The following is a 12,000-nucleotide window of genomic DNA, read 5'->3' as shown; positions in this document are numbered from 1 at the left end:
ACGATGATCAGCCTTCGACGTCGATGAAGATGCACTCACCGGGGCATTCTTCGGCTGCCTCGATGACGCTCTCGAGGCCGCCGTCGGGGATGCGAGCCATGCCGTCGGAGCCGGCCGGGTTCGCGTTGCCGTCGAACAGCTTCTCGCTGCCGAAGTTCGCCGCGGTCTCCTTGACGTAGAACAGACCGTCGTCCATCCCGAAGAAGACGTCGGGTGCGATCTCTTCGCAGAGTCCGTCGCCGGTGCACAGATCTTGGTCAATCCAAACCTTCATGGGGTCTCCTTCCGACCGGCTGAACACGGACGTTCACCAGCCTTCGATGGGTCCGACGAAACACTCGTCGATGACCCCCATGTGTATCCAACTCAGACGCATTTACCAACTTCCGCCTTGCGGAACTGCGTCATCACGGAATCGTTGCTATTGTTGAAGATCATGACGAATGACGCTGAACTCTCGCCGACCCAGCGTCATGTCCTCGAAGTGGTCAAACGGCGCGGCGAGATCACGTCGAGCGAACTCGCCGAAGCGCTCGAGATCTCGTCGAGCGCGGTGCGCCAGCACCTCGCTGCGCTGCGCACCGCCGGCCTCGTGGTGTCGCACAAGGAAGCGCACAAGGACCACGGCCACGCGGGTCGCCCCGCCGACAGATACCGAGCCACCACGCTCACCGAACCGCTGTTCTCGTCGGCGGCCGACACCTTGCCGATCGAGTTGCTCGAACACATGGAGGCCGAGGAGCCGGCGCTCATCGGGCGGGTCTTCGACCGCCGTCGCCGCCGCATGGTCGACACGAACGAGCATCGCTTCGCCGGCAAGTCGGTCGACGAGCAGCTCGCCATCCTCACCCGGCTCCTCGACGAGCAGGGCTACCTCGCCGATTTCGAGTGTCTCGGCAACGGTCACTTCCGACTCAACCTCCGCAACTGTGCGATCTGGTCGGTTGCCAACCGGTACCCACAGGCCTGTTCGGCGGAGTTCGACTACCTCCAGGCGTTGATTCCCGAAGCGCACCTGCAACGGATCACGCACAAGACGCAGGGCGCCCACACCTGCGCGTACGACATCCACTTCGACGACGAGCCCCAGCTCTCCGTCGGCGCCTGACGCGCACTCCCGCGCCGAGGCGGCCCGTCCGCTCCCCCGGCTCAGGTGGGCTGCGGGTAGAAGCGTCCTCGTGCCCAGAGTGCGACGTACACGAGCCCGATCAGCACCGGCACCTCGATGAGCGGACCGACGACGCCGGCGAGCGCTTGGCCGGACGTGACTCCGAAGACGCCGATCGCGACTGCGATGGCGAGTTCGAAGTTGTTCCCTGCGGCCGTGAAGGCGAGCGTCGTGTTCTTCTCGTACGGCAGTCCGAGCCGGAGTCCGACGACGAACGAGACACCCCACATCAACGCGAAGTAGACGAGCAGTGGCACGGCGATGCGGGCGACGTCGCCGGGTTGATCGGTGATGGTCTCGCCTTGCAGTGCGAACAGGATCACGATCGTGAAGAGCAGCCCGTAGAGCGCCCAGGGCCCGATTCGCGGCAGGAACGTCTGCTCGTACCACTCGACGCCGCGGCTCGCTTCGCCCCATCGCCGGGTGAGGTAGCCGGCGGCGAGCGGGATCCCGAGGAAGATCAGGACGATCTTGGCGATCTCCCACATCGACACGTCGAGCGACGCGGTGTCGAGGCCGAGCCAGCCCGGCAGCAGTTCGAGATAGAAGTAGCCGAGCACGGCGTAGGCCAGGATCTGGAACACCGAGTTGAGGGCCACCAACACCGCGGCCGCTTCGCTGTCGCCACAGGCGAGGTCGTTCCAGATCAGCACCATCGCGATGCACCGGGCGAGGCCGACGATGATCAGCCCGGTCCGGTACTCGGGCAGGTCCGACAGGAACAGCCAGGCGAGGCCGAACATGAGCGCTGGACCCACCAGCCAGTTCAGCACGAGCGAGGTGACCAGGAGCTTGCGGTCGGAGGCGACCTCGTCGATCCGCGAGTAGCGCACCTTCGCCAGCACCGGATACATCATCATCAGCAGCCCGATCGCGATCGGCAGCGACACCGTGGCGACCTTGACCTCCTCGAGCGCGTCGTTGAGATCGGGGATCAACCGGCCGAGCGCGAGCCCGACGACCATCGCCAGGATGATCCACACCGGCAGGAAGCGGTCGAGTCGCGACAGCCGTTCGAGGACGGGGGTTTCGTCGGCAACGGTGGGGCTGGTCATCGGTCTGCTCGATTCGCCTCGTGGGTGTCGGTCATGTCGCCGCCGGTGGGCACGGCGCCGATGTTTTCGTCGTCATGTGCACGCCAGCTTTGCAGCCGCATGTCGCCGTCCCGCGGTCCGCGGCACGTCCGTTTGTCACACCTCGCACCCAACGCTTCAGTAGAGACGCGCGAGCTGCGTGAGATCGTCGACGGGCAGGTCGGCGTCGGTGGTGGCCGAGACCGACATGTGCCCGAGTTCGACGGCGCCTCGGAGGGTGGTGAGGAATGCGACATCGGAGGCGTCGGCCCCGGTTCCGATCCGCACCATCGAGCTGCGTGGCGCGAGCCGCGTCGGGTCGACCACGTACCAGGCGCCGTCGAGACACGCTTCGGTGACGACGTGGAAGTCCATCGGGTCGAGTCCGGGGGCGTACACCGACACGACGCGTGCCGCGACGTTGTTCGCTCGAAGCAGCGCCGTGGTGAGGTGCGCGAAGTCCCGGCACACGCCCTCCCGGGCGAGCAGCGTGGCGACGGCTCCGTCGATCGGCCGTGATGAGCCGGCGACGTAGGCGATGTTGAGGCCGACCCAACTCGACACACCGGCGAGCAGGTCGGCGCCGGCGAGACCGTCGAACTCGGCTCGGGCCAGCGGGCCGAGCCGGTCGGACTCGCAGTAGCGGCTCGGCCGGATGTATTGGAACACGTCGTCGATGGTCGCCGTCGCCGCTGGGGCATCGCCGATGATCGTCGCCTGATAGTCGACGAGGAGCAGGCCGGGAGGCACGCGTTCGAGAAAGCAGAGGTGACCGTGTACCGACGAGCTGATGGCGACGCCGTCGACGCTCACGAGCAGCTGCTCGTTCTGGCGTTCGTACCGGTTCGCTGCCGCGACCGAGAGCACGAGGTCGGACTCCTCGACCACGAACAGCTCGAGGTGGGCCGAGACCGCTCGCCGCTGGTTGAACGTCGGCTGGATGACGTCGTTCACGGGTGGCGCTGCTCGTCGGTCACTGCGCAGCCACGTCGACCGAGACGGTCAGCTTGCTCTTCTTGGCATCGGTGAAGATCACGCCCTTGAGCGGCGGCACGTCGGAGTAGTCACGACCACGGGCGGCCGTGACGTAGCGCGGGCCGGCCAGCTGGTCGTTGGTGGGGTCGACACCGATCCAGTGCCCGTCGCCCACGAGCACGCCGACCCACGCGTGCGTGCGGTCGACGCCGGCGAGTCGGGGTTGGCCCGGCGGTGGCTCGGTCTCGAGATAGCCGCTGACGTACGACGCCGGGAGTCCGATCGAGCGCAACGCCCCGATCATCACGTGGGCGAAGTCCTGACAGACGCCGCGGCGCAGCGTCATCACCTCGTCGAGCGGCGTGTCGACCTTGGTGGCGTTGGCGTCGAAGGCGAAGTCGGCATGAATGCGGCCGCACAGCGACATGACACCGTCGGCGAGCGACACTCCGTCTCCGAACGATGGTGTCGCGTACTCGGCGAGCAGCGGCGACCGGGCGACGAGGGCGGAGTCGAGCGAGAACTCGATCGCGTCGAGATCGTCGGCGGCGGCGCGCTCGGCGGTGTACGAGGTCCACGGGCGGCGGCCGTGCGTGCCGAACGTGGTCGGCCGCGCCGAGGTGTCGACCAGGCTCGAACTGGTCACGACGAGTCGCTCGTGTCGCTCGCGGATGACGGCGGTGGCGGTGAGGTTGCCGAAGTAGTCACGATGCTCTCGCTGGTGTTCGGGCCGCGGCTCGGTGATCACCTCGCGACGCACACACACCTGTCCGTCGACGTCATCGGGGAGTTGGCGCACCTCGGCGAAGCTCGTGGCAACGGGCGCGTCGTAGTCGTACTGCGTCGAGTGCGACACCTCGTAGATCACGACGAACTCCTCGGCTCGGCGACGATCGGGCTGACCATGGTCTGCTGCGAGTGCAGGCGCCGGAACGACTCGGCGGTGATCGCATCCGACAACCCGGCGAGCTTCGAGCGCATCAATGCGGAGAATGCCTCGAGACCGGGCCGTCGTCCGAGGTCGTCGACGTCGGCGAGCCGGGTGAAGTCGGTGGAGTCGAAGAGGTCGGCCACCTCGCCGATCAGCGCCGACGACGACATCGGACCACTCGCTCGTTCCGGGGAGATCGACGCGACGGTGTCGACGAGACGATCGACCTGGAAGCGCAACGATCTCGGGTTGCCGCCATCGGCGAGCAGCAGGGCGATGGTGCTGGGGACGAACGCTCGGGCCCGGTATCGCCGCCGCGACGTGATGATGCTCTCCCCCGCCGTGAGGACCGATTCGACCACCAGGCTCTCGACCGGGGCGCTGCGCTGGGTGCCGAGCGAGGTTCCGACCAGCGAGGCGACGTGGATCGCCCGCTCGACGCGGCGTCCGGCGTCCATGAACTGCCATCCGAGGTCGCGGACCATCGATTCGTTGGCGATGCCCGACAGCGACAGCAGCCCCTGCAGGAGTTGGCTGAGGACGTTGGTCAACCGGTCGTCGCGGTCGGCGGCCCCGAGGTCGTCGGCATCTCGTTCGATGCGCTCGAGTTCGCGCTGCAGCGAGCCGACGACGAGCCAGGTGTCGACCGACAGTTGGTCGCGCACGACGTCGAGTGCGTCGAACATGCGACGCACGGCGTGCGCCACGGTGCCGGGACGTCGATCGTCGACGACGAGCGAGAACAATTCGTCGGTCGGGTCGTCGAGCAGCGCGACGGCGTCGTCGCCGACGAAGCCCGGGTACGTGCCCGTGAGTCGAGTGAGTGTTTCGAGGAGCACGGTCAACGATGCGGGTCCGGGGCCGCTCGGCGTGTCGAGGAACTCGTCGCAGCGCGCGGTGACCGTGCGGATGAGCCGCACCGTGCCCTCGGCTCGCTCGGCGTAGCGCCCCAGCCAGAAGAGGTGTTCTGCCGCGCGCGCCGGCAGCGCCGCGGTCGAGGCGCCGGCGGCGGCGACGGGAGCGGTCGGCCAGAACTCGGCCGCGGGCTGCGACGACGAGCTGAGCACCCAGACGTCCTTGGAGCTGGCGCCGGCGCGAGCGGTGATCGGCCCCTCGCCGTCGCCTGCGGCCGTGCGCGCGAGCCCGCCGCGCATGGCGGTGTACGAGTCGCTCCCGGCGACGACGAACGAGCGCACCACGGTCGGCCGCGGTTCGATCGTCCCGTCGCGAAACACCGGCGTCGCTCCGGGCGTGATCCGCTCCTGCCCGACCCACTGCGCCGGCTCGGCCTCGATGCGGGCTCGCAGCCGCCGACGCTCGGCGCCGGTGAGCCGACGGGTGTCGATCGAGTGCTCGAGCGACACGCGTGAAAGCGGTCGGACGACGAGCGAACCGAGGTTGGCGAGGACGTGCGAACGAGCGGCCGGATCGCCGCACCACCACGACGGAACCGAGTCGAGCAGCAGGTCGGTTCCGAGAAGGTGCTCGGCGAGCGCGGGCATCAGCGCGGCGAGTCCGGCGTTCTCGAGGATCCCCGATCCGAGGGTGTTGACGACGCTCACGGTGCCTGCCCGGCAGGCGTCGACCAGTCCCGGCACGCCGAGGGTGGAGTCGGTACGAAGCGCCAGCGGATCGCAGAACCCGGCGTCGACGCGTCGCAGGATGACGTGGACGGGTGCCCAACCGCCGACGGTGCGCAGGCCGACACGACCGTCGCGAAGCTCGAAGTCGGATCCCTGGACGAGCGGACATCCGAGCTGGGCAGCGATCGATGCGTGCTCGAACGCCGTCTCGGAGAGGGACCCAGGTGACAGGATCACGATCGAGGGGTCGTCGACGCCGACCGGCGCTGCGGCGAGCAGCGCCGAGCGCAGTGCGTCGACGAACGAGCCGAGCCGTTCGACACCGGTCTGGCGGAACGCCTGCGGGAACACGCGTGAGAGCACGCGGCGGTTCTCCATGGCGTACGCCGCTCCCGACGGCGCCTGCGCTCGATGACCGAGGGCGAGCCAACGGCCGTCGCCGGCGCGAGCCAGGTCGGTGCCGAGCAACACCACCTGCTTGCCGCCGGGCAGCGAGATCTGGTCACACGCTCGGAAGAACTGCGGGTCGGCGAGCACCATCTCGGGCGGAATCACCCCGGTGCGGAGCAGGCGGCGTTCGCCGTAGAGATCGGCGAGGGCGAGATCGAGCAGTTCGGCGCGCTGGACCATGCCGCGCTCGATCGCCTGCCACTCGTCGCTCGGCACGACGAACGGGACCGGGTCGAGCGTCCACGGTCGGACCGACCGAGCCTCGTCACCACCGGCGTTGTAGGTGACGCCGTCGTGTTCGAGGAGCCGCTGGATCTCGCTCTGGCGACGCGCCAGCTCACCGTGACCGAGCCGCTGGTAGGCCTCCACCAGCCCCGCCCAGTGCTCACGGATGCTGCCGTCGGCGCTCCTGAGTTCGTCGTGGCCGCCTCGGAAGGGGTGGTGCGCGGCCGCCGAGAAGGCGGTCACCAGGTGCGGCGCCGGGCTGGAGGGGTGTGCTGCGCCGGTTCCACTCCTCCACCGTACATTGACGTCGCCCCAGGCAGCGCTTCTCGTCGACACCTGTGCCAGCAGATGAGTTGTGCACCATCGTTCCGTGACGCGCTCGTGCCTCGTACTCTCCCCCAGTGAAATGAACACCACCAACACCTACGAAGCCGATCAGATCCAAGCGCTCAGCGGTCTCAGCCACGTCCGCGCCCGTCCCCTCATGTATCTCGGGTCGGCCGGCGTCGGCGTGGCCGGACTGCATCACCTCATCTGGGAGATCGTCGACAACTCGGTCGACGAGGCGATGGCCGGTCACGGCGACCGGATCGAGGCCACGCTGCACCGCGACGGCTCGGTCTCGGTGACCGACAACGGGCGCGGCGTCCCGGTCGGCAAGATGGGCGACGGGCCGCACAAGGGCCGCTCCGCGCTCGAGGTCGTGCTCTGTGAGACCAACGCCGGCGGCAAGTTCGACTCCGACAGCTACAAGGTCTCCGGCGGCCTGCACGGCGTCGGTGCGTCGGTCGTCACGGCGCTGTCGAGCAAGGTCACGGCCGAAGTCCGGCGCGACGGGCACGTGCACCGTCTCGTGCTCGAAGCGACCGCCGACGAGAACGGCGTCGTCGAGCCCGGCGTGGCCGTCGAGCCCATCCACACCGTCAAGAAGTGCCCGAAGAGCGACACCGGCACGATGATCCGGTTCTGGCCCGACCTCTCGCTCTTCCACGACGAGAACGGTGGCAGCTTCGACGAGCCCCAGTGGTCGATGCGCATCATCGCCGACCGCTTCCGCCACAAGAGTTTCGTGCACCCCGGCGTGACGTTCGCCGTGGTCGACGATCGGGAAGGCGCCAAGGAACAGTTCGAGTGGTGCTCGAACGGCGGCGTCGCCGACCTGGTCGCCGAGATGACCGAAGACACGGGGCTCGTCGCTCCGGTGGTCTCGTTCCAGGGCGAAGACGGCGACATCACCCTCGACGCGGCGATCGCCTGGACGGTCGACGGCCGCGACACCAGCATCGGATTCGCCAACGGCGTCGCCACGCCCGAGGGTGGCACCCACATCAACGGCTTCCGCACGGCGGTCACCGAGTCGGTGCAGAAGTACCTCGTCGAGCGCGACATGCTCAAAGACAAGGAAGCCCCGCCGAACACGCGCGACATCTTTGCCGCCGGCCTGATGGTCGCATCCGTGATGCTGCCCGGCCCGCAGTTCGCGGGCAACTCCAAGTCGAAGCTGATGAACCCCGAGGCGACGTCTCGGACTCGGGCGATCGTCATGCCGGCGATGAGCCGCTGGTTGGAGGAGAACCCCGAGCCGGCGAAGAAGATCGCCGACCTCGCCATCGCCTCGATGCGGTCGCGCACCAAGTCCAATGCCGAGCAAGCCGCCGTGCGCGCGCTGCTCGGCAAGGGCAACAAGTCGCGCAACGGGCTCCCGGCCAAGTTGCGCGACTGCACGTTCAAGACCGATCGCCCCACCGAACTGCTCCTCGTCGAGGGCGAGTCGGCGGGCGGTACGGCGATCGACGCTCGCGACCCGTCGTTCCAGGCGATCCTGCCGCTGCGCGGCAAGCCGCTGAACTCGTATCGCGAGTCGATCAGCCGGGTGGTCAAGTCGATGGCCGACCTCATCTTGTCGATGGGGTGCGGTATCGGCGACGACTTCGATCTCGACAAGTTCCGCTACGACCGCATCGTGGTCCTCGCCGACGCCGACGACGACGGACTCCACATCCGTGCCCTCATCCTGGCGTTCCTGTACACCTGGTGTCCTGGCCTCGTCGAGTCCGGTCGCCTGTTCTACGCCCTCCCGCCGCTGTGGACCACCGTGCACCGCGGCGAGCGCATCTACCTCGAAGACGACGCTGCGATGCGCGAGTGGCGAGCCGACAACCCGACCCACAAGGCGCACATGGGACGCTTGAAAGGCCTGGGTGAGATGGACGCCGACGAACTCCGCTCGGTCATGGGCAACGACCGCAAGATCGGCATGGTCGACATCGACGACCCGGCCCGACTCGCCCGTCTTGCCGAACGGCTCTTCGGTTCGAAGTCCGAGCTCCGGCGAACGTGGTATCTCGAACGTTCGGGTGAGTCGCTCACCGTCGGAGGATCCAACTGATGGCCCGCAAGAAGAAGGCGGCCGCAGCCGTCGAGTTCACCGAGACGATCGTCGGCCTGTCGGCCGGCGACCAGCTCGATCGCGACTACTTCGCGTACGCCCGCGCCGTCGTCGAAGACCGCGCCATCCCGGCGGCCGCCGACGGCCTCAAGCCGGTGCACCGCCGCATCCTCTGGGACATGTGGACGCAGCGTCTGCTCCCCGACCGACCGTTCGTGAAGACGGCCCGAGTGGTCGGCGACACGATGGCGCTGTTCCACCCGCACGGCGACGCGTCGATCGCCGACGCCCTCGCTCGTCTCGCTCAGCCGTTCTCCAACCTGGTGCCGTTGCTCGACTTCCACGGCAACGTCGGCTCTCCCGACTTCGCTCCGGCCGCACCGCGCTACACCGAGACCCGGCTCGGCCCGTTCGGGGTCTTGCTGCTCGACGAGATCGACCTCGGGGTCGTCACCATGGTCGAGAACTACGAGGGCTCCACCGTCGAGCCGGTCGTGCTCCCGTCGGCCTACCCCAACCTGCTCGTCAACGGTGCCAACGGCATCGCCGTCGGGTTGTCGTCGTATCTGCCGCCGCACGACCCGCGCGAGGTCTGCCAGGCGGCGTTGATGTTGCTCGATCGCAAGTCGGCGAGCGTCGACGAGCTGATGACCGTGCTGCCCGGTCCGTCGTTCCCCTCGGAGTGCACGGTCACGAACGGTGACGAACTCAACGACATCTACCGCTCCGGTCAGGGCCGCATCGTGGTGCGCGGCGCATGGGTCGTCGAGCCGGTGGGTCGTGGGCGACAGCAGATCGTCGTCACGTCGCTGCCGTACGCCGACACCACCCTCGGATCGGTCGAGAAGTTCATCGCCCAGGTCGGCGACGCGCTCGACAACGGCGACCTCGCCGGGATCGTCAGCTTCAACGACGAATCGTCGAACGGATTGACCCGCATCACGGTCGAGCTCGCCGCCGGCGTCGATGCCGACATGGTGGTTCCGGGCCTTCTGCGATTCACCAACCTGCAGGTGACCAACAAGGTGCAGATGCACTTTCTCGACGAGCACGACACCGTGCGTCTCTACAACCTGCGCAGTGCGCTGCAGGCGTGGATCGCGCACCGCATCCGCGTGGTCGTGTCACGCTCGGAGTATCGCCTCGACAAGATCGCCGAGCGTCTGCACCGCCTGCGCGGCTTCCTGGCCGTGCTGGTCGACATCGACGAGACGATCGCCATCGTGCGCACGTCGAAGACCCGAGCCATCGCTCGCGAGCGGTTGGTCGAACGCTTCTCGATCGACGAGACGCAGGCCAACGCCGTGCTCGACCTCAACCTCGGTCAGCTCACCGAAGACGCGGTCATCGAATTCCAGACCGAGGCGTCCGACCTCGAAGACGAGCAGAAGAAGCTCGAGTTGCTGTTGTCGTCGGAGACGCGGCAGCGCACGCAGGTCGCGCGTGAGCTGAAGGAGACGATGAAGGCGTTCGACGACCTGCCGCCGCGGGTCACCACCATCACGACCGAGAGCGCGCCGAAGGTGTCGAAGGCACAGATGGTGCTCGACGTGCCGACGACGCTGCACGTCGACGCCGCCGGGTGGATGCAGGCGATCGGTCAGGGTTCGAAGGCGAAGCCGAAGATCAGGCCGTTGCACACCTTCGACACCACGACGGCCACGACGCTCGTGGCGATCACCGACAGCGGGCATCTGTTCCGGACGCTCGTGGCGAGCGTCGGCGAGAAGCCGACCGCGGCGGCGAGCGTGCTCCCCGGCTTGGCCGGCGAACCGATCCGCTGGTGGCTCGAACCCGACCTTCCCGAGGAGCTGCTGCTCGTCATGTCGGACGGTCAGGTGAAACGCATCGCCACCGCCGACTGCGAGGGCGGAGACCGAAAGGGCGGCATCTCGATCGTCAAGCTCGCCGGCGACGCACGTGTGGTCACCGTCGAGGCGTTCGACGACGCTGCCCCGATCGTCATCGCGACGTCCGAGGGACAGGGCATCCGCTTCTCGCCGGAGGGGCTGCGGCCGATGGGTCGAGCCGCTGCCGGGGTGCGCGGCATCAAGACCGACGCGACCGTCGTGTTCGGTGGCGTGCCGAGCGACGACGACGTGTTGTTGCTCACCACCACCAAGGGGCTGGGCAAGCGCTGCGACCCGTCGGAGCTGCCCGAGCAGAACCGTGGCGGCAAGGGCGTCCGCGTGCTGCCGGCCGGCAAGTGGGGCACGCTCCACGCCGGGGCGCTGACCGGCAACAGCGACGTCCTCGTACTCGACGGCAGCGACAGCACCGAGCCGATCTCCGTGTCGGTCGGGGCGTTCCCCCAGACCGCTCGCGACGCCAAGCCCGGCAAGATCCGCGGGCACAGCACCGTCATCAGTCGCATCATCGGTTGATCGCGAACGCTTGTTTCCCTCGGTCCAGGTCCGGGGGAAACAAGCGTGCGGTCACGAACCTCCCGTTGACACTCCGATGATGCATCTGAAGACGTCGGCGTCGCCGGTGTCGTCACCGTTGTCGTACACCGCGAACGAGAGCGAGAAGTCGAGCGGGTTGCCGATCCCACCCACCGTTCCGGTGGCCTGGCCGGCGACCGCCACGCCCGCGTCGTACATCGTGATCTCGCCCTCGCCGGTGTTCGACACCGACGCGCCCAGCGACGTTTCGCCGTCGGCCAGGAAGTCGGCGAACCGGACGAAGTACGGGCCCACACCGGTGACGGGGTCACCCGTCGACCGAATTCCTGTCTCCGTCGTGAACGTGAGCTGTGCGCCGTGACCGTCACCGTTCGGATCGCCGACCAGCACTCGACTCTCTCGTTCGGCCGAGTCGGACCAGAGGACGACGTCGCCCTCCTCGCCCACGACCTGCGTCGTTCCGATCGTGTACTCGAACGAACAGTCCCCGTCGGGAGTCGCCGGGTCGGGCTGCGGCTCCGGTTCGGTCGTGGCGGGAACCGACGTCGATTCCTCTGGCGCCGGTGTCGCGTCGGACGCGGTGTCGGGCGTGGTGTCGGCGGGCTCGGGCGCCGTCGAGTCGGCGACGTCCGACGACGCTGCCGGGGTGGACGCCGAACCCGAGGCGAGGCCCGAGTCGGCTGGCTCGTCGGACCCGCAGGCGCCCACGAGGAGGGACATCACGAGCAGCGGGGTGGCTCCCCAGCGATGCGACGCACGAACGAGGTCGACACGATCACTCATCCATCGGAATCTAGGGTC

The 12,000-nt window shown here is 68.1% G+C and carries 9 protein-coding genes; 3 read left to right on the top strand and 6 right to left on the bottom strand.

Annotated features, from left to right (window positions below):
- Positions 1-7: 7 nt before the first annotated feature.
- On the bottom strand, positions 8-274 hold the full coding sequence (locus YM304_RS09040; protein ID WP_015441363.1) for a ferredoxin: 267 nt from the start codon (positions 272-274) through the stop codon (positions 8-10).
- Positions 275-436: 162 nt separating this feature from the next.
- Between YM304_RS09040 and YM304_RS09035 the strand changes: the two genes are divergently transcribed.
- Positions 437-1,108, top strand: a complete 672-nt coding sequence (locus YM304_RS09035) for a helix-turn-helix transcriptional regulator (protein ID WP_015441362.1) — start codon at positions 437-439, stop codon at positions 1,106-1,108.
- A gap of 41 nt (positions 1,109-1,149) precedes the next feature.
- Here YM304_RS09035 and arsB read toward each other — a convergent pair whose 3' ends face one another.
- The 4 genes from arsB to YM304_RS09015 form a co-directional block, all read right to left on the bottom strand.
- A complete protein-coding gene (gene arsB / locus YM304_RS09030) occupies positions 1,150-2,223 on the bottom strand; it encodes an ACR3 family arsenite efflux transporter (protein WP_015441361.1) in 1,074 nt (357 codons plus the stop codon).
- A 156-nt stretch (positions 2,224-2,379) separates the two neighbouring features.
- Positions 2,380-3,195 (bottom strand): transglutaminase-like domain-containing protein, encoded by an 816-nt coding sequence (locus YM304_RS09025; protein ID WP_015441360.1) that lies wholly within the window; start codon positions 3,193-3,195, stop codon positions 2,380-2,382.
- A 19-nt stretch (positions 3,196-3,214) separates the two neighbouring features.
- On the bottom strand, positions 3,215-4,084 hold the full coding sequence (locus YM304_RS25030) for a transglutaminase family protein (RefSeq protein ID WP_015441359.1): 870 nt from the start codon (positions 4,082-4,084) through the stop codon (positions 3,215-3,217).
- Entirely contained in the window at positions 4,081-6,648 is a 2,568-nt protein-coding gene (locus YM304_RS09015) for a circularly permuted type 2 ATP-grasp protein (RefSeq protein ID WP_015441358.1), read from the bottom strand. Before YM304_RS09015 ends, YM304_RS25030 begins: the two co-directional genes overlap by 4 nt.
- A gap of 163 nt (positions 6,649-6,811) precedes the next feature.
- On the opposite strand from YM304_RS09015, the gene YM304_RS09010 reads away from it, so the two are divergent.
- Both YM304_RS09010 and YM304_RS09005 read left to right on the top strand, forming a co-directional pair.
- Positions 6,812-8,794, top strand: a complete 1,983-nt coding sequence (locus tag YM304_RS09010; RefSeq protein WP_015441357.1) for a DNA gyrase/topoisomerase IV subunit B — start codon at positions 6,812-6,814, stop codon at positions 8,792-8,794.
- Positions 8,794-11,178 (top strand): DNA gyrase/topoisomerase IV subunit A, encoded by a 2,385-nt coding sequence (locus tag YM304_RS09005; protein WP_015441356.1) that lies wholly within the window; start codon positions 8,794-8,796, stop codon positions 11,176-11,178. The genes YM304_RS09010 and YM304_RS09005 overlap by 1 nt, the downstream gene beginning before the upstream one ends.
- Before the next feature lie 51 nt (positions 11,179-11,229).
- Here the strand turns inward: YM304_RS09005 and YM304_RS09000 are convergent, their stop codons facing one another.
- A complete protein-coding gene (locus tag YM304_RS09000; protein WP_015441355.1) occupies positions 11,230-11,982 on the bottom strand; it encodes a hypothetical protein in 753 nt (250 codons plus the stop codon).
- Between the last annotated feature and the right edge of the window lie 18 nt (positions 11,983-12,000).

Origin of the sequence: Ilumatobacter coccineus YM16-304, assembly GCF_000348785.1 — a bacterium.
In the GTDB taxonomy this organism is placed as follows: domain Bacteria; phylum Actinomycetota; class Acidimicrobiia; order Acidimicrobiales; family Ilumatobacteraceae; genus Ilumatobacter_A; species Ilumatobacter_A coccineus.
This window is presented reverse-complemented; position numbering and strand designations above follow the sequence as displayed.